We start from the raw sequence: 22,313 nt of genomic DNA, 5'->3' as shown, positions 1-22,313 counted from the left end.
TCACTCCTCGCGCTCCCGCTTCGTGACGTCCACGTGGCGTCCGTCGAGGACGTCTCGACCGAGGAGCACGGGGTAGGTCATGTGGTTTCGGTTCTCGATGCTCGCCGTCACGGTCTGCCAGCGGTTCCCGATCTTCAGGTCGATCTCGACGAGCGGCCGCTTCTGCCGCCCGGCTCGCGACCCGGATTTCACGTGGACCGTGCCGACGATCGGACCCGCGCCGATCTCCGCGGCGACGTCGAAGTCGATGCTCGTTCGCCCGGCGCCGGTGTCAGATTTGGCGACCACGTCGACCGCCCGCTGGCCCGCACTCACCGTCACGCGTTCGGTGTAGCCGATCGTCGTCCGCTCCTCCGGCTCCGGATCGAGCGACGGCTTACACTCCGGGACCGAGTCGTCCAGGACCGCCGCGAGTGACGTGACGCGGTCGGAGTCGACGCCGCCGCCGCCTCGCTCGATCGCGAGTGCGGCGATGTACGGTGCGGGGCTGATCCCAGTCGCCTCGAACAGTCCTTTGAACCCCGCCGTCACGTTCACTTCGAGGACGTACCACGCGTCGTCGCGACACAGCAGGTCCACGCCGGCGTAGTCGAGGTCGAGCACGTCCGCCGCCTCCCGTGAGAGCCGCGCCGCTTCCTCGGGGAGGTCGGTGGTGAAATCCTCGACTTCGCCGCCGACGGCGACGTTCGTGCGCCACTCGTCCGACGGCGCGTACCGTTTCATCGCGGCGACGACGCGGTCGCCGACGACGTACGCACGGACGTCGAACGGCCGCTCCGTGCCGGTGTCGATGAACTCCTGGAGGAACGCCCGCCGGCGAGCGATGTGCGGCGCGACGACGTCGTCCGCGCCGACGACCGCCATCCGGTCTCCGTTCGTCCCGATCGCGGACTTGTGGACCGCTTTCTCGCTCGTGAGAGGGTTGCCCTCGTTGATCGTCCGATGGCTGAACGCGATGTACGCGTCCGGAACGCGGATGCCGGCGGCGGTGAGCGTCGCCGCGACGCCGTACTTATGCAGGGCTCGGACGACGACGGCCGGCGGGTTCAACACGGGACGCGAAGCGGTGTAGCCCGTCGCGATCCCGATGTCGTCCAGTGGCTGGACGGACTTCGTCATCAGCAGTCGGTTCGCGACGACGTCCACGTCGGGGTCGAACCGGAGGTCTCCGGCCTCGATCCACGACCTGGTGTTCTCCTCGCGGAGCCAGACCGGGTCGTGTCCCAACGCCTGAACGGCGTTGAGGATCGCCTTCGTCTCTTTGCTGTTGTGGAAGCTCAACACTCCGACCCGAACGGGAGGCGCTGACTCCGCTGTTTCCGACGGGCCCGCACCAGAGGCCTCGCTCATGTGTGTGATTACGGAAACGATCTTGTTAAGTTAATCACATAATTCCCCCGTCCGAGGAACGCGGACCGGTCGCTCGCGGCCCGCCCTCGTCGCCCGCCGCTTAAATCGGAAAACGAGGCAACCCCGCGGCATGCCCGAACGACTCCGCGTGTTCGCCGGCGACTGTCGAGTGACCGAGCGCGGCGACCGCTCCCGGACCCACCGGGGGCGCGTCGTCGTCCTGATCAAGCCGGACGACACCACGCTCGTCCACGACGCCGACGGCTACCAGCCGGTCGCGTGGCTCACCCGTCCCGACTCGGTCGTCGTCGAGGGCGACGGCGACGGCTTCTCCGTCACCGCCCGCGAGGGGACTCGACGGCTCCGGATCGTCGCCGAGGAGGCGACCGCGGGCCGCGCCCTCCCGGTCACGGAGGCCGGAATTCCGGTCGGCACCTGCCCGGCGGACGGCGGGCCGCTCGTGCGCTCGCGCGGCGACGTGGTCTGTCTCGACTGCGAGGAGCGGTGGGGGCTCCCGGCGGGCGCGAGCGTCACCGACGGGGTCTGCGACGACTGCGGGCTGCCGAAGATCAGAGTCGAGCGCGGCGAGCCGTTCCACCTCTGTCTGGACCCCGCGTGTGACCCGATGGAGGCGGCCGTCAGCGACCGGTTCGACCGCGTCTGGGACTGTCCCGACTGCGACGGAGAACTCACCGTCAACTCCGCGCCCGGCCGCGTCTACCTCGGCTGCGAGCGCTACCCCGACTGCGAGACGACGTTCTCGATCCCCTCGGGCGTCGTCGTCGACGAGTGCGACTGCGGGCTTCCGGTGTTCGAGACGGCGACCGGCCGCGATTGCCTCGACGGGACCTGTGAGTACGGGGGACACGCACCGGGCGAGGGAAAATAGCGAAACGACCGATCCGACGCCGGCTACTCCGCCAGCTGCTCGCGGCCCGGCGCGATGAGCCGGTCGAGGTACTCGGCGAGCGCGCCCTTCGCGTCGGCGGGGTGGAGCTCGCCGGACTCCAGGTCGGCCTCCAGCGCGTCGTACGCGTCGTACGCTAAGTCGCCGCCGTACTCCTCCGGCCGCTCGACGCGGACGGTCTCGAACCGCGGGAACACGTGGTACTCGAACACCTGCAGGACGGGGTTCTCCCGCGACTCGCCGTCGTCGGTCGGCTCCGGGTCGACGGTCGGGGGACAGTACGCGTCGTTCACCTTCGACTCGATGTCCTCGCGGGAGTCCTCCATCGAGATGGTGACGCCCGTGCTGGAGGACATCTTGCCGCGACCGGTGCCCAGGTCGGCGATGAGCGGGGTGTGGAGGCTCGTCGGCGGCTCGCGGTCGATGCTCGGCAGCACGTCGCGCGCGAGCATGTGGACCTTGCGCTGCTCCATCCCGCCGACCGCGAGGTCGACGCCGAGGTACGGGATGTCGAGCGCCTGCATCAGCGGGTACACTGCCTGCGACACCTTCACGGAGTCGCCGGAGGTGATCTCGGCCATCGCGCGCTCGGCCCGCGCCAGCGTCGTCTCCAGTTCGAGGGCGTGCAGGTCGAGCGTGTAGTCGTCGTCGAGCTGGAAGTCCGAGCCGAGCACGAACTGCGTGTTCGACTCGTCGAGCCCGTACGCGATGAACTGGTCGCGCATGCGCTCGGCGGTGTGGCGGATCTCCTCGAACGACCCCTTGTCGTTGAGGTAGGCGTGCACGTCGGCGAGCAGCACCGTCACCTCGAACCCGGCCTCTTGGAGGTCGATGAGCTTGTTCGCGGTGAGCATGTGCCCGATGTGGAGGACCCCCGAGGGCTCGTAGCCGACGTACGCCCGCTTCCCGTCGGGGTCGTCGGCCAGCGCCTCGATCTCCTCCTCGGTGACCACCTCGGCCGCGTTCCGGGTGATCCGCTCGTAGGCGTCCATACTCCCGACTGTGCGGTTGTCGGACATATGACTTCTGGAAGCGTGCGGGCACGTGGCGGACGGGAATCGGGCGGGCTCGACGAACCCTCCGCCCGATCAGTACGGCGGCAGCTCCGGCGGCACTCCGCCCCGCTCGCGGGTCTCGACCTCGTCGGCAAGCTCGCGCATGAACGGGTGGACGGTGTTCGCCATGAACATCACCGGCTGATCGGTCGCGAGCAGCCGGTCGAGCACCGTTTCCGCGTCCGTCGAGTCCGTGTCGTGCTCGGTCGCCGGCGCGTCGATCCGGCGGCCGAACACGCCCGTGTACGCGCCGCCGAGGTGAACGCGGTCGATGAGTCCCCGATCGAACAGGATGTCGACGTACTTCACGAACGAGGCCGTCCGCCCGCGGCGGTCCCGACGCAGGAAGACGAACGGACAGACGAGCTCCGCGTCGTCGCCCGTTCCGGCGAGCTGCCGGCGGAACAGCTCCGTGCTCTCGATCTCGTTGACCTTCGCCGCGTTGAACACCCGCCCCTCCGGCAGGTCGGTCCACTCCGGCTGGATGTCGTCGAGCATGGACTGCAGCTCCGCGTCGTCGATCCGCGGCTCTCCGAGGTGATCGAGGACGTGATTGAGCATGTGGACGGTCTCCGCCCCGGTGAGGTGGTGGTGTCGCTCGGGCACGTCCACCTGCTCGATGGTGGCGCCGCGCTCCTCGATCTCCGCTTTCAGGTAGTCGTGGATGGCGCCGTGCTGCTCGCCGCTGATGACGTGACACCCCTCGGGAACCGAGCGCGCGAACGAGCGCGCGATGGCCTGTCGCGTCTCTCCCAGCGTGTCGTTGTGGTCCTGTCGCACGTTACAGAACAGGAGGACGTTCGGCCGGAGGTACTGCTCGTTGACCATCCGCATCGTGTACTCGGTGATCGCCTGGTTCTCCATGACGATGACGTCCTCCGGGTCCGTCGCGGTCAGCTGCGGGACGAACTCCTGGACGAGGTTCAGGTTCTCGTACAGCGTCACCCGCGGCCCCCGGCGTTGGATCGGGATCATCCGTCCGTTGTGGTAGGAGGTCGGGTGATCGCCGGTGATCTTCGTGTAGGTGTCGTACCCGCGGTCGGTCAGGACCGACCCCAGCCGCTTCGCGGTCGACGACTTCCCCCGGATCCCCGACACGCCGATGCGGATCTCGGCCTCGTCGAGGTGAGACCGGTGCGTGCTCCCGCGGCCGAACAGCTCGCGAACGCCGTCGAGCGGGGACGACCTCCCGGGGCTCGTCCCGCCGTACGACAGCCCTCGGTCGAACGGCCACATCAGCCGTCACCTCCGGAGAGCACGGACGCCGAGAGCACCGCCTCGTCGTCCGGCGCCTCGATCCGCCAGCGGTACGCGACCGCGAGGCACGCCGCGACGACGACGATGCCCACGAGCGCGGTCAGCGGCGTGAACTCCTGGAGGATTCCCCGGCGGTACGGCTCGACGACGGTCCGGATGAGGAGGAGCATCCCGACGAAGGCGGCGACGGCGAGGAACGGCTGCTGACGGCGTTCGAGCGGCGGCGTGACGTGGACCGCGTAGGCGTCGACGCCGGCGATGACGCCCACGAACAGCGCCGACAGCCCCCGGAAGATCGGGACCTGCGTCGAGAACGCGAGCGCCGCCAGCGCGCCGACGCCGCAGCCGATGCTGATGAGGACCCGACCGTACAGCAGCGTCGTCCGGTGGACCGCCCAGACGGCGACGGCGGAGACGGCGAACGACAGGAGAAACAGGACGAGGAGCCAGCGGCTGACGAGCGAGAACAGCGCCAGCAACGCCATCGACACGATGCCGATGCGCACGCCGAACTCGCGGCGGACGACTTCGGAGACCGCCATTCCGACGGCGAGGAACGCGGCGATGGTCGTCCGCACCTCGATGTTCGGCGCCAGGTACCCGTCGACGACGGCGCCCCTGAGAACGGCCACGTCGGCGGTCCGGGAGAACAGCACGAGCGGGGTGAGGTCTCCGAGGAGCGAGGCGGTCCGCGGTCCGACGAGAGCGACTCCGAGGAGACAGAGCCCGAGCACGAGCCCCGTCGTGTACAGGAAGTCCTGTCGCCGGTACTCCGGTTTCGTCTGCGCGACGTTGTACGCGGCGAGCCCAGGGAGGATGCTCCCGACGAGGAGGAGCGGATTGACGTCGAAAAAGCCCGGTGCGACGGCGAGGACCGCGAGGTAGCCGACGACCGGAACGACCGCGCCGGCCGCGAGCGCGACGAGGAACTCGTCGCGGCCGTATATCAGCGTCCGCTCTTTGGCCTGCCACAGCAGCAGGTAGGCCACGACGGCGCTCGCGAGGAACACCGGGATGGTCAGGAAGTCCTTGAGCGCGTACACGACGAGCGTCGGCACCAGGATCGCCCCGCCGAGCCGGAGCCCCCTCGTCTGCGTCACGGCCGCGGTCAGAAAGAAGCCGAGCGCCGAGAGGAGAGATGCGACGATCACTATAACTATCTTTACCTGTTGGTCTGAGAATAAAAATGCTGGCCTCCGTCTCCCCCGCCGGCTCCCTCACTCCTCGGTCTCGGGCAGCGTCCGCCCCGCCCGATGCTCCGAGATGATCCGGTCGAGGTGCTCCTGCTTCTCGGCCTTCCGCCGCCGCTCCGCCCGCTTCTCCCAGTCGTCGATCGCGGTCTCCAGCTTCTCCTCGTCCGCGACCGCCAGCTCGTCGACCTCGCGGACGGGCACCGCGTCGGCCGGGACGACCGGCACGTCGTGGTCGAAGAGGACCTGATCGGCGACGTCCGAGAGGTTCCCGTCGCGGATCACCGCGCGCGGCTCGGTCTCGGCCAGCCGCTCGGCCGTCCGGCGCCCCGCGCCGGAGGCGTCTCGGAGGTAGACGACGTCGCCGGCGACGAGCCCGTACGCCTCGTCGGCGGCCTCGAGCGCGTCGAGCGTGAACTGCTCGACGGTTTTCACGCTGACGAACCCCCGGTCCGCGGCGACGTCGTCGAAGTTGGAGTGGTCGAGCCGCCACAGCTCCTTCAGCGTCTCCACCTTCCCCTCCAGCTCCGCGACGGTCTCGCGCGCCTCGTCGCGCTCGCGCTCCAGCCGGTCGGTCTCGCGTTCGAGCCGGGAGACGGCCCGTCGGCTGCGCGCCTCGATCCGCTCCTCGCGTCTCGCCTCCTCGAGCTCCCCCTCCAGCTCCGCGATCCGCTCGTCGCGCTCGTCGAGGTCGCCCTCCAGCGACTCCGCGTGCGACTCCAGCCGCTCGACGCGCTCGCGGAGCCGCCGGATCGTCTCCTCCTCTTCGGTGCGCTCGGGCTCGGTGGGGTCCGACTCGTCGGCGTCGCCGCTCCCGCCGCCGTCGCCGCCGTCGTCCTCGCTGAGGTCGGCGATGACCGACTCCACCGAGGCGTCGCCGGCGACGACCCCCGCGATCACCGCCTCGCGGTCGAGCCGCGGCGGGGTCTTCGCCGCGATGCGCTCGAACTGGTCCTCGTGGTCGTCGTACGCGTACAGCGCCGCCGCCAGCGCGTCGCGCTCGTGGTCGTTGTCGTAGCTCGCCTCGCGGGTCCGGTGGAGCTTCTCGTCGACGGGGAGGTCCGTGGTCGGTCGCCACCCGGCGGCGTCGAACGAGCGCCGGAACTTCTCGACGGTCTCCGGCATCGGCTCCACGTCGGCGGCGACGATGATCGGGCGGCCCTGCTCGATGATCCACTCGGTCACCTCCGCGGTGTCGGCGGTCCGCGAGGAGTACAGCGCGTGGACGGTGCCGTCGAGCCCGACGACGGCCGCCGCGGTCGTCGTCCCCGGGTCGATGCCGACGATCACCCGGTCGCGCCGCCGGACGAGCGGCTCGTACTCGATCCCGTCGCGGCGCTCGCGCTCGACCTCGACGCGCACGTCGCCGGCCCGCGAGTTCGACACCGGGATCTCCTCGGGGCGGGCCTCGACCGCGAACGTCGCGTTCGCATAGCCGCCGTACTTCTCGGTCACGTCGCGCTCGAAGTCGAGGTTCGCGTCCTCGAGCTTCGACTGCACCTGTCGCGTCCGCTTCCGGACGTTGCCGTGGATCCGGCGCGTGTAGCGGTCCTGGCTCCAGCCGCCCTTCCCGGTCGAGCGCCCGCGGGACACCTTCACTCGCGTCTCGTCGGTGAACGCGGTCACCTCGTGGCCGACGTTGGCCGCGGCCAGCCTGGCCGACGCCTCCGCCTCCTTCATCGGCTCTTTCCCGTACGGGATCCCGTGTCGGGAGGCGACCCGCGAGAGCGGCTCCGGGCGCTCCGCGCCGGTCACCTGCACGAGCCGGGTGCCGTCGGGCAGCGACCGGAGGAACCCCACGAGCTCGCCTTTGTCCGCCGCCAGCTCGTAGGCGTTGTCGGTGGCGACGTACAGCGGCTCGCGGTCGTCGATCAACCGGCAGAGCTTCCGGAACGACACCACGTCGCGGGTCACCCGCGCCATCGGCCCGTCGGCGTCGGGCGCGTCCGGGTCGTCCTCGTCGACGGGATCCAGGATGACGAGGGCGTAGGAGGGATCGTCGCCGCGGACGTCGCCGCTGTGCACGTCGACGCCGAACACCGGCCGGTCGCGGGCGCGGATGGTCCGGGTTGTCACGCCTCAGAATAGGCCGTTCGCGCGTATATACCCCACGCCGGGTGCGGGGGTTCCGTCGCGGGATCCGGCCCAGTCGCTCTGTCGGTGTCATCTTTTCCGACGTACCTCGTCCGGAACGCCCGGTCACCGAACGCGCATACTGGTTACCGAGGATCCTACCGGTTCGCTCGGGCGTTACGATAGCCCTGCGAGATAGAGGGAGCGCGTCGATCGAACATGAAACGACGGTGTTCGGGGGAGTCAGCGAGTTTCCATCGCGATATACAGCAGAAGTACGGCGATCAGATACAGCGTCATCCCGCCGACGACGCCCGCCGTCAGGACGTTCGACGGGTCGAAGTTAGCCCAAACACGAATCACGCCGATCAGCACCAACGCGAAGCCGAGTATCTGACTTTGGACCAGTATTCGTGCGCTACTCCAGCGCGGATCGAGTACGACCACGCCGTTGACGACGCCGAAAAGCGCGAACCACCCCGCCAGAATTCGCGCCGTGAACGGGGAGACGGTCCACGGCCACGCACCGATCATGGGTTCCGGGGCGACGAACAGGCTGATCGCACTGACCGCGAGAAGCGCTCCGATCCCACCGCCGAGCGCCCTCACCGCCTGTGGGAGCCGCGGCTCGCCACCTGTCAGTTCCCCGGAACCGGTCCGCCGATTGAGCGCCCAAACCGCTGGAATGAGGACAGGGGTGACCGCGTAGAGGCCGACCCAGAGGTCGAACGTGAAGTGACCGTGGTTGAAGTTCTCCCAGTGGAGGACGGTAGCGATGGCCATCAACCAGGTGAACGCCCCGATCCCGAGGAAGACCGGCGCGACCGTGTGCCACTCGTCGGCGGTGGACACTCGATAAAAGAAATACACGCCCGCTCCGTAGCCCGCGCCCATGGTAATCGGCGTCATTTCGGGCCTGATGGTCCACGCGAAGTACGTCGCGGTCTGATCGGGAACTCCGTAGAGGACCAGAAACGCCGCGGCCAAAAACGGGATGATGAAGCGCGCGACCCATCGGGTAATCGGGAGGATCCGCCCGTCGCGGGTAGCGGTACCCGTCCATCTTCGAAGAATCGGATTCAATTCGGTCACCGTTTCCACTTCTACTGCTTCCCTATGCAGCGTGCGAGCGTCTCTCGGCGTTACCGGCGCCGTTTTCGCTGACTCTCGTCTCGATCGGCACCGCTCCCTCTGCGACTCCTCACCCGTGTCCGATCGCGCCTCCCTCGGTCCCGCTGGCGGTCGTCCGTCCGGTGATCTCGCGTCCGGTGATCTCGCGTTCGGTGATCTCGCCGCCGCGGTGGTGTTTCGTCCCTCCGATCGCCCCGACGGTCCCTCCGATCGTCCCGACCCCTCCGATCGTCCCGTCGATTCCGGCTTCTTCGATCCTCCCGGTGGTCCCGCTCCCGCCGATCGTCTCGTCGATCCCGGTTACCAAACACCAAGGAACCGACGCCTTTTCCGATTTTTTTGACTGTCCGGAACGGATTGGGTATTATCATTGAAATAACCTGTCTCGTTCGACGTCTCAGCTGATTTCTACGACGGCACTTCCTCGAATCGAATTGGATGGCAACATACTTAATTATTATTAATGATATATCTTATATCGTTTCTGCTACTTCAGAGACACCGTGACGATCACTGTGCACGCGAACGACTGATTCACCACTCCCTCCGCGACTGAAGGGCGCTCCTCGCTGGACGAGCGGTCCGTATTCGGTAAGACGATTTTTCGACGTGCTTCAGTCGATCAATACCCGTTCCCCCGCTGACCGCACCCGAGACGGACTGTTTCGCTTCCCAAGCGTTTCAGCGGAGCTCTCGATCAGTACAGGTCGTCGAGGTCTCGCTCGACGTGCCAGTGCTCCTCGGCCGGGAACTCGCCGCTCTCTACGGCCTCTCGATACGCCGCGACCGCGTCGAGCATCTCGCCGCGCACGTCGCCGAACTGCCGGGAGAAGGGGGGCGACCAGTCGCCGAGTCCGACCGCGTCGTTGATCACGAGCACCTGTCCGTCGCAGTCGGGGCCCGCGCCGATACCGATGGTGGGGACGTCCAGCGCCTCCGTGACGGCCCCCGCGAGGTTCGCGGGGACGTGCTCTAAGACGAGCGCGAACGCGCCGGCCTCGGCGTGGGCGCCCGCGAGGTCGACGATCTCCTCGGCCGCGTCCTGATCGGTCCCCTGTCTGGTGTACCCGCCGAGTCGGTTGACGTGTTGGGGGGTCAAGCCGAGGTGCGCCATGACGGGGATCCCGACGTCGGTCATGCGCCGCGTCATCTCGACGGTGTGGGGTCCGCTCTCGATCTTCACCGCGTCGGCGTCGGCCTCCTTCAGCAGTCGGCCGGCGTTGCGCACTGACTCGGCCTCGTCGACGCCGAACGAGAGGAACGGCATGTCCGCGACGACGAGGGCGTCCTCGGTCGCGCGGGCGACCGCCGCGGTCCGGCTCGCGACCTCGTCGAGCGTGACGGGGAGCGTGGAGTCGTAGCCGAGGACGGCGTTGCCCATGCTGTCGCCGACGAGGATCACGTCGATTCCGGCCTCGTCGACGACCGCCGCGGTGGGGGCGTCGTACGCGGTCAGCATCGTGATCGGCGCCTCGCGGTCCCGGAGTCCCCGCGTCGTGGTCATACCCGAACTCACCCGTGCGACCGCTTAAAATCGCCGGGATCCGGAACTCCGAGGCGCGCGCCGACGCCGCCCCGCTCGCCCCGCTTCGTCCTCTCCGTTCCGTCCCCGCCCCGCGACCGCCACCGATTTGCCCCTCGGCGCCCGAGACGCAGGCGTGCAACCTGTCGAGCGGGCCGAGTTCGAGGGGATCGACTACGGCTGGGTGATGCAGACGACGTTCGTGCTCACGATCCTCGTCGGCGCCCCGGTCGTCGCGGTCCTCTCCGCGTTCGTCACGCTCGAGTCGTGGGGGGCCCGCGCCGCCTTCGCGGTCCGCGTCGGCGCGCCGATCTGGTTTACCACCGCCGTCGCCGTCGCGCTCTACGCGCGCCGCACCGACGCCGGCGACGGCGGCGTCGAGAAAGACGACGACGCGGCCGAGATGGCCGACGACGACGCAGTCGAGGAAGAGGCCGCCGAGAGCGAGAACGCCGGGCGTTAGATCAGGTCCGCCGCCCACGCGAACGCGACCCCGGCGCGTTCCGCCGCCTCCGCGTCGCGCTCCGAGTCCCCGACGAACAGCGCGTCCTCGGGCGCTGCGCCGAGGCGCTCGACCGCCGCGAGCAACGACTCCGGCTCCGGCTTGTGCGTCCCGACGGTGTCGCGGCCGACGATCGCGTCCGCGTCGAGCGCGTCGCCGAGCCCGTGGGTCTCGACGGCGATCCGGCACGCTTCCTCGCAGTTGAGCGAGCAGACGCCGGCCGGCGGCGTGCTCGGTCGGTCCCCGGCCCCCTCGATCAGCCGTCTCCCGAGGGGGAGCAGCGTCGAGTCGCGCGCGCCGGCCCGCTCGTGGAGCGCGATCGCCTCCTGGACCGGCTCGCCGATCCCGTACCCCTCGGCCGCCTCCAGCAGGCCCCAGAGCTCGTCGGTCGGCGGTTTGACCGCGTGTTCCGCGTACACGTCGAGCACCGACTCCGCGGCCGCGCCCCAGTCGACCGCGAGCTCGACGAGGGTGCCGTCGAGGTCGTAGACGACGGCGTCGTAGCCCGCGAGACCGGTCGGTCCGCCGTCTGTCGTCACGCGTTCGCCGGTCGCCCGCCGGTCGCTCGCCGGTCGCCGCTCACCCGTCACTCTCCCAACACCCCCCGCGCGATGATCGTCTTCTGGATCTCCGTGGTCCCCTCGTAGATCTCCGTGATCTTCGCGTCGCGGTAGAGGCGCTCCACGTCGAAGTCGGTCGTGTAACCGTAGCCGCCGTGGATCTGGACCGCCTCGTTGGTCACCGACATCGCCGCCTCGCTGGCGCGGTACTTCGCCTTCGAGGCCGCGACGCGGTTGTCCTCGCCCGCCTCGGCCTGCCGGCACGCCTCGCGCACGAGGAGGCGGGCCGCGGAGACGTCCGTCGCCATCTCCGCGAGCTTGTGGCGGATCGCCTGGATCTCGGCGATCGGCTCGCCGAACTGCTCGCGCTCGGTCGCGTACGATTTCGCCTCGTCGAGCGCGGCCCGCGCGACCCCGACCGCCTGCGCCGCGATCCCGATCCGCCCGCCGGTCAGCGTCCGGAACGCGGCCGAGAGACCCTTCCCCTCCTCGGTGAGCCGGTTCTCCGCGGGGATCCGACAGCCGTCGAAGCTGATCCCGGTCGTGTCGGAGGCGCGGAGCCCGAGCTTCTCCTCCCTCTTGCCGACCTCGAACCCCTCGGCGTCGGCCGGGACGAGGAACTGGGTGATCGAGTCCGGGTCGGCGGCGTCGACCTTCGCGAAGACGATCGCCACGCCGCCGCGCTCCCCGTTCGTGATCCACTGCTTCTCGCCGTCCAGCACGTACTCGTCGGTCTCGGGATCGTAGTCGGCGGTCGTCGACATCTCCGCCGGATTCGATCCCGCGTGCGGCTCGGAGAGACAGAACATCCCGACCGGTCGGCCCTCGGCCGCCATCTCCGGGAGCCAGCGCTCCCGCTGGGCCTCGCTGCCGAACTCCGCGATACAGGAGGTGGCGAGGCAGTGGACGGACAGCGCGGTCGCGACCGCGAGGTGGCCGTACGCCAGCTCCTCGTTGACGACCGCGTACGTCGTCTCGTCGGCGTCGAAGCCGCCGTACGCCTCGGGGACCGTCAGCCCGGTCAGCCCGAGCTCCGCGAGCCCGTCCCAGGCGTCCTCCGGGAACGTCTCCGTCTCGTCGGCCTCCCCGGCCCCGGGTCGGAGCTCCTCGACCGCGAACTCCCGGACGAGCTCCCGGATCGCCTCCTGTTCGTCGGTGAGCGACGAGCCGACGCGTGCGCCAGTCATGACACTCGGTTCGGTCTCACGCGGAAAAAAGGTGAGCGATCGGGGTGGGGAGGCGGGACCCCGGTGAACCCGCGCGGGCCGCGACCCGTCCGTTACTCCCAGAGCGGGTACAGCTCGTCGCGCGGCGGCTCCTCGATCCGGTCGCCGTCGAGGAGGACGGCGCCGGTGTCGGAGGATTCCGGGCCGTCAGGGCCGGAGCCGTCCGCGTCGCCCGGCGCCTGCACCTCCCCGATCTCGCCGACGGCGATCCCGGCGGCCGCCAGCGCGTCGGTCGCCTCGCCGACTCGCTCCGGGGGCACCGCCGCCAGCAGCGCGCCGGAGCCGAACGTCGCCAGCGGGTCGACGCCGACCGCCGCGCAGCAGGCCTCCGTTTCGGGTCGAACCGGGACCCGGTCGCGCTCGACCGCGAGGACCGCCTCGCTCGCGCTCGCGGTCTCGACGAGGGCGGTCAGCAGTCCTCCCTCGGTCGGGTCGTGCATCGCGGTCGCGGCGTCGCGGACCGCGGCCGCGTCGGGGACGACGCTCACCTCGTCGAGGAACGCGGCGGCGGAATCGAGCGTCGCGGCCGAGACCCCCGCCTCGGCGCACCGCTCGCGGAAGTCCGTCGCGAGGATCGCGGTCGCCTCGATCCCGGCGCCCTTCGTGAGGAGGAGCCGGTCGCCCGGCTCGGCGCCGCCGCTCGACACGAAGCGGTCCGTGGTCCCGAGCGCGGTCATCGAGCAGAGCGGGCGCTCCAGCGACGGCAACACCTCCGTGTGGCCGCCGACGACCGCGACTCCCAGCTCCTCCGCGGTCGCGTCCACCTGGTCCGCGACGGTCCGGAGGCGCGCTGGGTCGTCGTCGGGCAGGAAGAGCGTGTGGGTGAGCCACCGCGGGTCCGCGCCGCTCGCGGCCACGTCGTTGCAGGCGACGTGGACCGCCAGTTCGCCCACCGCGTCCGCCGCGAGCGACAGCGGGTCGGCGGCGACGACGAGCGTCGACTCCGCGCCGGACAGGTCGATCGCGGCCGCGTCCTCGCCGTAGGCGGGCCCCGTCTCGACCGCGGCGTCGTCGGCCCCGGTCGCCGCGAGGACCGTCGCGAGCGCCTCGGGACCGAGCTTGCCCGTCATCTGTCGCGCAGCCACGCGACGACGTCGTCGGGGTCGGCGTCGAGCCCGCCGCCCTGCGCGAACGTCGGGCCGCCGCCCCCGCCGCCGCCGAACTCGTCGGTGACCGCGTCCACGACCGCGCCGGCGTCGAGGCCCGCGCCGTCCGAGCTGCCGTCGCCGGCGGCCCCGTCCGCGACCGCGACGATCACGAACGGCGCGCTCCCCGAGCCGACCGCCGCGACCGCGTCCGGACCATCGCCGTCGGCCAGGAGGGACTCCGCCGGCCCCCGCAGGTCGTTCGGGTCGGCGCCGTCGACCGTGCCCACCGCCCACGTCGTCCCGTCGACCTCGGTCGTCGGGAACTCGCCGAGCCGGGCGGTCAGCAGCTCTGCGCGGGCGTCCCGGAGCTCCCCCTCCAGCCGGCCGGCCTCGTCGCGGAGGCGGTCGACGGCGTCGGGGAGGTCGCCGACCCGCGCGTCGAGGTTCGTCGCGGCGTCGAGCGCGGCCGCGTGGACCGCGGCGTCGTGGTCGATCGCGGTCGGCCCGACCGCGAACTCGACGCGGGTCACCCCCTCGCCGGGGTTCGACCGGTCGAGCACCGATATCGGCCCGATCTCGCTCGTGTTCCGGACGTGGGTGCCGCCGCAGGCGGCGACGTCCCACGCCGACGCGGCGTCGCGCTCGCCGCCGCTCTCGTCGTCCGTCCAGTCCTCGCCGCCCGCGTCGCCTCCGCCGACGGTCACGACGCGCACCGCCTCGCCGCCGCTCATCGCGCCCTCCTCGGTCTTGGTGTTGTACGCGATCCCCGGGACCGCGCGGGCCTCGTCCGCCGGGAGCGTCTCCCACGAGACGGGCAGCGAGTCCCACACGGCGCGGTTGGCGAGCCGCTCAAGCTCAACGAGGTCCGCGTCGTCGATCGGGTCGGCCGTCGTCAGGTCGACGCGGACCTTCTCCGCGGAGATGTCGAAGCCGGCGTAGCCCAGCTCCTCGCAGGTCCGGCGCGCGGCGCCGTAGAGCACGTGGGAAGCGGTGTGCGCCCGGGCGCAGTACGTCCGGAACGCGTCGTCGACGATCGCCGAGACCGTCTCGCCGACCGCGAGCGACGCCGGGGGCTCCTCGCCCAGCACGTGGACGACCCGCCCGTCGCGCTCGGTCACGTCGTCGACGAGGACGCCGTCGATCGTCCCCCTGTCGGCCGGCTGGCCGCCGGACTCGGCGTAGAAGAACGTCTCGCTCAGGACGACCTCGCGGCCGTCGACCGACTCCACCGTCGCCTCGAACTCCCTGACCTCGGGCTCCGCCGGCGCGCGTGACGCGGTCATGGACGAGCCGTGGTCGCCGTCGGATAAATAGGTGTTCGCCTCGACGCTTATTTATAAATCAGTACGTAGTGGCGCGCGCCTCCGAGCGGCCGCCCCCGGCGGCCGCGAGGCGCTCGTGCGAGGTCGCCGGCGCTACGCGCCGGCTGCCAGAGAATCTTCGATTCTCGCTGGAGGCGGCGGGCCGGCGCGGCTTCGCCCGCGCCGGACCGTCCGCCGAGGCTGGGGAGGCGTGAGGCTGCGGTGCTGTGTGGGGCGGGCGGGACTCAAAGGCTGGGGCTTTAGAGACATTCCCCGACGATCCCCCGACAACAGCCACTTATAAATGATCGACCGGGGGATCCGAAGACGTTCTCCGCGACAGCGACGAGACGCGAACGGACAAAAAACACTTTCGAGCCACTTTTCGAGACGGCGAAAGAATTGTCGCGACTCTCCCGCGACCGGTTCGCGTCAACCTCTCAGTCCGACAGCTCGAACGCGACCTCGACTTCGGCCTGGTACTCCCGCGTCGGCGCGTTCTTGATCTCCACGCCGAACTCCTCTACCTCCGCCCAGTAGACGTTCTCCAGCGTGTCCTCGGCGCGGTCGATCGCGTCGTCGGCGGCGTCGTCGAAGCTCTCCTCACTGGTCCCGATCAGCGTGATCTTTTTAAACACCATGTCACGTGCTACTTGCACGCACGGTTATATAAAAACAGGTGGAGTTCGGGGACGCCGTCAGGGGCTGCCGGGCGCGCCTTCCATCACGGCGAAGTCTTCGCCGTCGGCCTCGATGCCGATGACCGCCCAGTCGTACGGGGGCTTCTTCGAGACGAGGCGGTCGCGCAGGTCACCGGCCCGGTTACGCCACGTGACGAAACAGCGGAGCCGCGGCGTCTCGCCGCCGTCCGTCAGATACGGGTCCAGGTCGTCGTCGTCCATGCAAAGCACCGTCACGAGCACGCGTCGCCATTTCCGCTCCGCGATGAACTCCTGTCCGCCCTCGGAGACGGTGTATCCGAGTTCGCGAAAGACGTCTCTGGCCTCCGTCGTCGGTGGGATGCTCGCAGTGGCCATCTACCTCGTCGTTCGCCAGCATCTGTGATAAAGTTTCTCACGATTCCGCGGATCCGGTTATCTGCACTTCAACGCGGCCACTCACGACGTTTTTCGTCGAATCCGCCCGACCGCTTTCGCCCGGTCACTGCCGTCCGGCCGCTCGCGCTCGCTCACTCGTGGGCGGCGTCCCACTCGTCGGGCTTCCGGATGTTGCCGCACTCCGTACACTGGATCCGACCCATCGTGTCCATCGCGGTGTCGAACGACTCGCAGTTCCCGCAGCGGAACCCCCATCGGGACGACCCGGCGGCGTCGGTGAAGACGACGTAGAAGGGTCCCTCGGCGCCCTTCTCGATCATCGTCCGGTCGGTGTACACCCGCTCGCCGTCGGCCGTCGTCGACGCGTCGAGACTCATACCCGTCCGTATCCGACGGAGCCGCTTAAAAGCGCGAGTCGACGGCGGGCGGCCCTCCCGGGAGCGGGCTACGTCCGGAACGACTCGCCGCAGCCGCACTCGGAGACGACGTTCGGGTTCTCGACCTCGAAGCCGGCCGCCTGCAGGCCGTGCTCGTAGTCGAGCTTGCTCCCGCCGATGTAGTTCCGGCTCGCGGGGTCGACGAACACGCGCAGCCCGTGGTGTTCGACGACGAGGTCGTCCTCCTCCGGCTCCGTGTCGAACCGCATCCCGTACGAGAGACCCGCGCAGCCGCCCTGCTGGACGAACAGCCGGAGTCCGGCCTCCTCCGTGTCGAGGTCCTCTCCCTCCAGCAGGGAGAGCGCCTCCTCCGCGGCGTCGGGGGTTACCTCGATCGCCGGGTCGCTCCCAGTGTCGACCGTTTCGGTACTCATGCGAACCCCTTCCGTTCGCACGGTGAAAACCCTGCCGGCGGATCCCCGCTCGGCGTTGCCGCCGACGGTTACGTTCCCGGAGCGAGCCCTCCGACCGCCCCGCCGACGGCTTCGACCGACGGTTTCGCGCCCGCCGCGGGACGAAGGTGACGCCGCGAGACGAGAGGGCCGCCGCCGTGACGACACGGTTTTGACTCGGTAGCGAGTGAACACGGGTATGACGGATTCGTCGCTCCGCGTCGGGCTGTTAGTCGACGGGGAACCCACGACCGAGCAGCGCGCCGCCGCAGAGTGGATCGGCGCCCGCGACGGCGCGGCCGTCGAGGTCGTCCCGTTCGACGCGCTCGACGCGGGCGAGGCGGTCGCCCCGCCGGCGACGCCGGACCCGGGGGACCCGGGGAACGCGGACGGTTCGCGATCGCTCGGCGAGTCGTACCCGGGCGCCGGCGTCGGCGACGGCGCCGGACGGTTCGACGTCCTCTGGTGGCACCGCGACCGCCCGCTCGGCGGCGCGAACCCCCTCGCCGACGCGGCGCCCGCGGTCGAGGCGTTCCTCGCCGCCGGCGGCGGCCTCTGTCTGAGCCTCTACGCGTTCGCGGCGGTCACCGCGCTCTCGGTCGAGTCGGTGCCCCCGGACCGCGTCGGCGACGACGCTCTCGGGGAGCCGACGGGCGTGCTCTGGCGCTCGCTGCACGCCGACCACCTCGCGCTCGACGCGCTCGACGGGCTTCGCCATCCGCTTCGACGACGCGGAACGGTACCCGGGGTCCGCTACGAGCGCGTGCTCCCCGCCGACGGCGAGCCGCTCGCCTCGGCGGTCCGCGGCGGCACCGAGGTCCCGGAGGAGGTGACGGTCGTCTCGTGGCCCGCCGGCGACGGCGCCGTCCTCGGGGTTGGCGCGCCCGTGCTGTTCGCCGACCCGCCGACGGACGAGCGGGACGAGTACGGCCGGGAGCTCGCCGCGACGCGGGACCGGCTGCTCGCGGGCTGTCTCCGGAGCCTCGCGTCGTCCGAGCCGGTTCCGAGCCGCCCGGAGAGCGCCGCCGACGTGCGTCGGCTCCGCGAGCGCGTGGACGAGGCGGGCGAGGACGGCCCCGGCGGCCGTCCCGCGTACCACCTCACGGCGCCCGCGAACTGGCTGAACGACCCGAACGGGCTCATCCGGTGGGACGGGCGGTACCACATCTTCTACCAGTACAACCCCGGCGGCCCGTACCACAACACCATCCACTGGGGCCACGCCGTCAGCGACGACCTGGTCACGTGGCGCGACGAGCCGGTCGCGCTGTCGCCGTCGCCCGACGGCCCCGACCGCGACGGCTGTTGGTCGGGCTGCGCGGTCGACGACGACGGCACGGCGACGATCCTCTACACCGGCGGGCGGGGGCGGGACCAGCTCCCCTGTCTCGCGACGACCGACGACCCCGGCCTCCGCTCGTGGGAGAAGTACGACGGCAACCCCGTCATCGAGGCGCCGCCGGCCGACCTCGACGTCTTGGAGACCGACGACTGGCGCGCGGAGTTCCGCGACCACAACGTCTGGCGCGAGGACGGCACGTGGTACCACCTCGTCGGCACGGGGCTCTCCGACGGCGGGGGCGCCGCGCTGCTGTACACCGCCGACGACCTCCGCGAGTGGACCTACGAGGGACCCCTGCTCGCGGGCGGCCCCGACGCCGGCGCCGTCTGGGAGTGCCCGGAGCTCCTCGACCTGGGCGACCGCCGGCTCCTCCACGTCTCCGACTACGAGAACGTCGTCTACTTCCTCGGGACACTCGAGGACGGCGAGCTCGACGTCGAGTCCGAGGGCCTGCTCGACCACGGCGACTTCTACGCGCCGCAGTCGCTGGCGGACGGCGACCGGACGCTCACGTGGGGGTGGCTTCCGGAGGCCCGCGACGTCGCCGACCAGTGGGACGCCGGGTGGTCCGGCGCGCTGTCGCTCCCGCGGGTGATCGAGCTGGGCGACGACGGCGACCTCCGACAGCGGCCGGCCGCAGAGGTGACCGACCTCCGCGCGGAGCGGATCGCCGACCACCGCGACGTCCGCCTCGCCGACGGCGACCGCCGGCGGCTCGACGCCGCCGGCGAGACGATCGAGATCGACGCGGAGATCGCCTTGGGAGACGCCGAGGCGGTCGAGCTGTCGGTGTTCGAGACGCCGGACCGCGCGGAGCACACGCCGATCCGCTACGAGCGCGACGGCACGCTGACGGTCGACCGGGCGCCGTCGAGCGGCGACTCCGAGGCGTTCACCGACCCGCAGTCGATGTCGGTCCCCCCGTACGACGAGCCGCTGTCGCTGCGGGTCTTCCTCGACCGCTCGGTCGTCGAGATATACGCCAACGGTCGGCACTGCCTGACCAGCCGCGTCTACCCGACCCGCGAGGACGCGGTCGACGTCTCCGCGGTCGCCGAGGGCGGTCGCGCGTCGATCGAGCGACTGACCGCGTGGCGCCTCGACGGCGCGATGGAACCGCCGGAAGGCGAGGCGTCGACCGTCGAAACCGCCGGCGGCGGGGCCGCCAGCGAACGCCGACCGTAGCCGCCTCGGTACTTCCCGAAGGCGAGCCGCCTCGGTACTCCCCGAAGGCGAGCCGCCTCAGTACTCGGTGCGGTACTCGGATGCGAGGTCGGCCTCCGCCTCGGAGACGCTCCCGTCGAAGTCGGCGGGGAGCCCCGACCCGTCCGCCGGCGGAAGCGGCTCGTCCGGGGTCGGGATCCGCCAGGCGTCGAGCGTCCCGAGCAGCCGGGTGCGGTCGCCGTCGACGGCCAGCCGGAGCGTCGGCGCGAGCGTCCCGCCGAACCGGTCCCGCTGTTCGACCTCGGGCAGCTCGGCGATCGCGTCGAGCGAGTCGCCCCCGAAGTCGTGGTAGTTGAGGAAGCTCTGGACCAGCACCTCCTCCGCGTGGGCGAACGCCATCCACGAGTACGCCTGGAACGGCGCCTCCGGCGGGTTCGTCGCGACGAGCCCGCTCCCGTTGAGAGGGCGATACGGCCCCGCGAACGCGTCGGCGACGAAGCCGTACAGCCCGTCGGGCCCCGTCACGCCCGGCGCGAACGTGTGGACGTGGCTGCAGACGAACAGGTAGTAGCGACCGTCCGCGACGACGACGTGGGGGCGTTCGAGCTCCTGGTTCACCTCGACGGCGTCGAGGAGCGGCGGGCGGAGCTCCCACGAGAGCGGGTCGCCCGAGGGGGAGGCGGCGACCCCGACGCAGCCGTTGAACGCCCGCCGCTCGCTCGTCTCGGCGTCGTCGCCCTCGCGCTCCGGCGTCGGGACGTTCGCCTCGAAGAGGAGGTGCGTCTCGCCGGTCGCGGGGTCCTCGAAGAACCACGGGTCGCGGAACGTGTACGTCATCCCCCGCGACTGCGCCTCCGTCTCGTACCACTCGCCGTCCGGCTCCAGCAGCGTCTCGTGGGTCCACGGGCCGTCGAGCTCGACGCCGTCGTCCGTCGCGGCGACCGCGCCGCCGTGCGCGACGGCGATCCGCTGGGTGTAGGTCAGCTCCTCGGCGTCGTCGCGGCCGGCGGCCGTGTAGTAGAGATAGAGGTCGCCGTCGTCGTACAGCGCGGATCCGGCCCACTGGCGCTGCCCGAGCGCGCCGCCGTCGAACACCGGGCCCGCGTCGCGCCAGCGCTCGCCGTCGGCCGAGTAGAAACACCGTATCTCGGCCACGTCGTGGCGGGTGCCCGGGAGCAGATCGGCCGGCGCGGTCAGCGAGAAGGCGAGCCGGTACCCGTCGACGTCGGCGATCTCGCCGTGTCGGTCCCGCAGCAGCCACGTGTCCCAGACGTGGAGGTCGGGGAAGGGGTCGACGGCCGGCGGTCCGGCCGCCGGTGCGACGTTCCCGTGGCGGCGCTCGATCCCCGCGGCCCGCTCGCGGGTCCAGCGCGATCGAGACGGCGAGTCACCTCCGGGGCGCGAATCGTCCATACGAACCGTGCACGACGAACCGAATAAAGCCTTTTCAGTCGCCCCGACTGCGAGGGCGGCGCTCGCCCCCAGACGCCGACGGAGGCGAGCGACGAGGTCGGCACCCGTTCTCCGGTAATAAAACATTTTATTACGGCCGTGGTTGTTCGAGCCATGACCACACGATCGACCGGCCGAACCGGCGAGGACGACCGCGTCCGCGGCGACGGGTGGCGACCGTGAACCGCGCGGAGCTCACCGAGACGCTGGAGGACGCGGGGCTCTCGCCGTACCAGGCGGACGCGTACGTCACGGTCCTCGAACTCGGCGCGGCGCCGGTGACCCGCGTGGCCGAGGCCAGCGGCGTTCCCGACCCGCGCATCTACGACGTGTTGCGAGACCTCGAGAGCGCGGGGTACATCGAGACGTACGAGCAGGAGTCGCTGTACGCCCGCGCGAACGACCTCGACGAGATCACCGACGACCTGCAGTCGCGGGCGAACCGGCTCTCTGCCGCGACCGAGGAGATCGAGCGCCGCTGGAACGAGCCGAGCGTCGAGCGTTCGACGGTGAGCATCGTCACGCGGTTCGAGACGGTGATCAAGAACGCCGACGAGTTCATCCGCGACGCGGAGTCGCAGGTGAACGTCTCGCTCGGCGTCGACGACTTCGAGCGGCTGCGCGGCGCGCTTCGCGAGGCGACCGAGCGCGGCGTCCGCGTCAACCTCTCCATCCACACCCCGGAGGGAGGCGAGGAGGCCCTCCCCGACCCGGCGGAGCTGAGCGACGTCTGCTCGGAGGCGCGCCACCGGCGGCTCCCCTCGCCGTTCGCGGTGATCGTCGACCGGACGAAGACGTGTTTCGCGCCGCACGCGGGGTCGACGAACGAGTACGGCGTGCTCGTCGACGACCGCACGCACAGCTACGTGTTCTACTGGTACTTCCTCACGACGCAGTGGGACACCTGGGAGCCGATCTACTCGTCGATCGGCGACGAGCCGCCGATCGAGTACGTCGACATCCGCTACTGCGTCCGCGACGTCGCGCCGCTCCTCCGGGACGGCGGGACCGTCCGCGTTCGGATCGAAGGGGCCGACACCGAGACTGGCGCGGACAGGGTCGTCGAGGGGACGGTCAACGACGTCATCGTCACCGGTCCGACGGACGCGGCCGACGCCGAGGTCATCGCGAGCTACGGCGGGCAGGTCGCGCTCGTCGTCGAGACCGACGACGGGCTCGTCGAGGTGGGCGGGTGGGGCGCGATGGTCGAGGCCGTCGAGGCCCACCGGATCACCGTCGTCGGCGTCGAGTGACCGGGGCGAACCACCAGCAGAGCTTTGACGGAGATACCCGATCGTCGCGTATG

The 22,313-nt window shown here is 70.6% G+C and carries 21 protein-coding genes; 4 read left to right on the top strand and 17 right to left on the bottom strand.

The genetic code is table 11. The annotated features are described in order from the left end of the window. Positions 1-1,350 (bottom strand): putative ATP-dependent zinc protease, encoded by a 1,350-nt coding sequence (locus B4V04_RS16105; RefSeq protein ID WP_498232728.1) that lies wholly within the window; start codon positions 1,348-1,350, stop codon positions 1-3. 130 nt (positions 1,351-1,480) lie between these two features. Here B4V04_RS16105 and B4V04_RS16100 point away from each other — a divergent pair, with 130 nt between their 5' ends. Then, entirely contained in the window at positions 1,481-2,239 is a 759-nt protein-coding gene (locus B4V04_RS16100; RefSeq protein WP_498232727.1) for a topoisomerase DNA-binding C4 zinc finger domain-containing protein, read from the top strand. 23 nt (positions 2,240-2,262) lie between these two features. On the opposite strand, the gene B4V04_RS16095 is transcribed toward B4V04_RS16100, so the two are convergent. From B4V04_RS16095 to panB, 7 genes are all read right to left on the bottom strand, one after another. Further along, positions 2,263-3,249 (bottom strand): tyrosine--tRNA ligase, encoded by a 987-nt coding sequence (locus tag B4V04_RS16095; RefSeq protein ID WP_498232726.1) that lies wholly within the window; start codon positions 3,247-3,249, stop codon positions 2,263-2,265. A gap of 96 nt (positions 3,250-3,345) precedes the next feature. Continuing rightward, positions 3,346-4,548: a Mur ligase gene (locus B4V04_RS16090; RefSeq protein WP_498232725.1), complete on the bottom strand. Its 1,203-nt coding sequence runs from the start codon at positions 4,546-4,548 to the stop codon at positions 3,346-3,348. Continuing rightward, entirely contained in the window at positions 4,548-5,720 is a 1,173-nt protein-coding gene (locus B4V04_RS16085) for a poly-gamma-glutamate biosynthesis protein PgsC/CapC (RefSeq protein ID WP_498232724.1), read from the bottom strand. Before B4V04_RS16085 ends, B4V04_RS16090 begins: the two co-directional genes overlap by 1 nt. 66 nt (positions 5,721-5,786) lie before the next feature. Next, positions 5,787-7,835, bottom strand: a complete 2,049-nt coding sequence (locus B4V04_RS16080) for a DUF460 domain-containing protein (RefSeq protein ID WP_498232723.1) — start codon at positions 7,833-7,835, stop codon at positions 5,787-5,789. 240 nt (positions 7,836-8,075) lie between these two features. Beyond that, positions 8,076-8,684 carry a hypothetical protein gene (locus tag B4V04_RS16075; protein ID WP_498232722.1) on the bottom strand — a complete coding sequence of 203 codons (609 nt, stop codon included), beginning with the start codon at positions 8,682-8,684 and terminating at the stop codon, positions 8,076-8,078. Between the two features lie 349 nt (positions 8,685-9,033). Then, complete coding sequence (locus B4V04_RS16070) at positions 9,034-9,270, bottom strand: hypothetical protein (protein WP_498232721.1); 237 nt, start codon at positions 9,268-9,270, stop codon at positions 9,034-9,036. Between the two features lie 390 nt (positions 9,271-9,660). After that, entirely contained in the window at positions 9,661-10,467 is an 807-nt protein-coding gene (gene panB, locus B4V04_RS16065) for a 3-methyl-2-oxobutanoate hydroxymethyltransferase (protein WP_498232720.1), read from the bottom strand. 154 nt (positions 10,468-10,621) lie between these two features. On the opposite strand from panB, the gene B4V04_RS16060 reads away from it, so the two are divergent. Next, positions 10,622-10,948 (top strand): DUF5822 domain-containing protein, encoded by a 327-nt coding sequence (locus tag B4V04_RS16060; protein ID WP_498232719.1) that lies wholly within the window; start codon positions 10,622-10,624, stop codon positions 10,946-10,948. On the opposite strand, the gene B4V04_RS16055 is transcribed toward B4V04_RS16060, so the two are convergent. The 8 genes from B4V04_RS16055 to B4V04_RS16020 all read right to left on the bottom strand — a co-directional run bounded on the left by B4V04_RS16055 (position 10,945) and on the right by B4V04_RS16020 (position 17,031). Next, positions 10,945-11,526 carry an HAD family hydrolase gene (locus B4V04_RS16055; protein ID WP_498232825.1) on the bottom strand — a complete coding sequence of 194 codons (582 nt, stop codon included), beginning with the start codon at positions 11,524-11,526 and terminating at the stop codon, positions 10,945-10,947. The genes B4V04_RS16060 and B4V04_RS16055 overlap by 4 nt on opposite strands. Positions 11,527-11,573: 47 nt before the next feature. Continuing rightward, positions 11,574-12,734, bottom strand: a complete 1,161-nt coding sequence (locus B4V04_RS16050; protein WP_498232718.1) for an acyl-CoA dehydrogenase family protein — start codon at positions 12,732-12,734, stop codon at positions 11,574-11,576. 92 nt (positions 12,735-12,826) lie between these two features. Continuing rightward, a complete protein-coding gene (locus B4V04_RS16045; protein ID WP_498232717.1) occupies positions 12,827-13,843 on the bottom strand; it encodes an AIR synthase family protein in 1,017 nt (338 codons plus the stop codon). Continuing rightward, a complete protein-coding gene (locus tag B4V04_RS16040; protein ID WP_498232716.1) occupies positions 13,840-15,144 on the bottom strand; it encodes an alanyl-tRNA editing protein in 1,305 nt (434 codons plus the stop codon). Before B4V04_RS16040 ends, B4V04_RS16045 begins: the two co-directional genes overlap by 4 nt. A 458-nt stretch (positions 15,145-15,602) precedes the next feature. Beyond that, positions 15,603-15,803, bottom strand: coding sequence for a dodecin (locus B4V04_RS16035; RefSeq protein ID WP_498232715.1), 201 nt, complete (start codon positions 15,801-15,803; stop codon positions 15,603-15,605). Between the two features lie 57 nt (positions 15,804-15,860). Further along, complete coding sequence (locus B4V04_RS16030; RefSeq protein ID WP_094525212.1) at positions 15,861-16,199, bottom strand: DUF7116 family protein; 339 nt, start codon at positions 16,197-16,199, stop codon at positions 15,861-15,863. A gap of 152 nt (positions 16,200-16,351) precedes the next feature. Continuing rightward, positions 16,352-16,597, bottom strand: a complete 246-nt coding sequence (locus tag B4V04_RS16025; protein WP_498232714.1) for a DUF5816 domain-containing protein — start codon at positions 16,595-16,597, stop codon at positions 16,352-16,354. A gap of 68 nt (positions 16,598-16,665) precedes the next feature. Then, complete coding sequence (locus B4V04_RS16020) at positions 16,666-17,031, bottom strand: HesB/IscA family protein (protein ID WP_123113317.1); 366 nt, start codon at positions 17,029-17,031, stop codon at positions 16,666-16,668. A 217-nt stretch (positions 17,032-17,248) separates the two neighbouring features. Here B4V04_RS16020 and B4V04_RS16015 point away from each other — a divergent pair, with 217 nt between their 5' ends. Beyond that, on the top strand, positions 17,249-19,576 hold the full coding sequence (locus tag B4V04_RS16015; protein ID WP_498232713.1) for a glycoside hydrolase family 32 protein: 2,328 nt from the start codon (positions 17,249-17,251) through the stop codon (positions 19,574-19,576). A 57-nt stretch (positions 19,577-19,633) separates the two neighbouring features. Here the strand turns inward: B4V04_RS16015 and B4V04_RS16010 are convergent, their stop codons facing one another. Beyond that, entirely contained in the window at positions 19,634-20,968 is a 1,335-nt protein-coding gene (locus tag B4V04_RS16010) for a glycoside hydrolase family 68 protein (protein WP_498232712.1), read from the bottom strand. Between the two features lie 218 nt (positions 20,969-21,186). Here B4V04_RS16010 and B4V04_RS16005 point away from each other — a divergent pair, with 218 nt between their 5' ends. Further along, positions 21,187-22,260: a TrmB family transcriptional regulator gene (locus tag B4V04_RS16005; protein WP_498232711.1), complete on the top strand. Its 1,074-nt coding sequence runs from the start codon at positions 21,187-21,189 to the stop codon at positions 22,258-22,260. Positions 22,261-22,313: the final 53 nt, after the last annotated feature.

Source organism: Halorubrum sp. B52 (assembly GCF_059752555.1).
Note: the sequence above shows the minus strand (reverse complement) of the source record. Positions and strands in the feature narration are given on the sequence as shown.

Excerpts from the sequence above, each read along its gene's own strand:
- B4V04_RS16105 (WP_498232728.1), bottom strand. The coding sequence starts at position 1,350 with ATGAGCGAGGCCTCTGGTGCGGGCCCGTCGGAAACAGCGGAGTCAGCG.
- B4V04_RS16100 (WP_498232727.1), top strand. The coding sequence starts at position 1,481 with ATGCCCGAACGACTCCGCGTGTTCGCCGGCGACTGTCGAGTGACCGAG.
- B4V04_RS16095 (WP_498232726.1), bottom strand. The coding sequence starts at position 3,249 with ATGGACGCCTACGAGCGGATCACCCGGAACGCGGCCGAGGTGGTCACC.
- B4V04_RS16090 (WP_498232725.1), bottom strand. The coding sequence starts at position 4,548 with ATGTGGCCGTTCGACCGAGGGCTGTCGTACGGCGGGACGAGCCCCGGG.
- panB (WP_498232720.1), bottom strand. The coding sequence starts at position 10,467 with ATGACCACGACGCGGGGACTCCGGGACCGCGAGGCGCCGATCACGATG.
- B4V04_RS16050 (WP_498232718.1), bottom strand. The coding sequence starts at position 12,734 with ATGACTGGCGCACGCGTCGGCTCGTCGCTCACCGACGAACAGGAGGCG.
- B4V04_RS16045 (WP_498232717.1), bottom strand. The coding sequence starts at position 13,843 with ATGACGGGCAAGCTCGGTCCCGAGGCGCTCGCGACGGTCCTCGCGGCG.
- B4V04_RS16040 (WP_498232716.1), bottom strand. The coding sequence starts at position 15,144 with ATGACCGCGTCACGCGCGCCGGCGGAGCCCGAGGTCAGGGAGTTCGAG.
- B4V04_RS16035 (WP_498232715.1), bottom strand. The coding sequence starts at position 15,803 with ATGGTGTTTAAAAAGATCACGCTGATCGGGACCAGTGAGGAGAGCTTC.
- B4V04_RS16030 (WP_094525212.1), bottom strand. The coding sequence starts at position 16,199 with ATGGCCACTGCGAGCATCCCACCGACGACGGAGGCCAGAGACGTCTTT.
- B4V04_RS16025 (WP_498232714.1), bottom strand. The coding sequence starts at position 16,597 with ATGAGTCTCGACGCGTCGACGACGGCCGACGGCGAGCGGGTGTACACC.
- B4V04_RS16020 (WP_123113317.1), bottom strand. The coding sequence starts at position 17,031 with ATGAGTACCGAAACGGTCGACACTGGGAGCGACCCGGCGATCGAGGTA.
- B4V04_RS16015 (WP_498232713.1), top strand. The coding sequence starts at position 17,249 with ATGACGGATTCGTCGCTCCGCGTCGGGCTGTTAGTCGACGGGGAACCC.
- B4V04_RS16010 (WP_498232712.1), bottom strand. The coding sequence starts at position 20,968 with ATGGACGATTCGCGCCCCGGAGGTGACTCGCCGTCTCGATCGCGCTGG.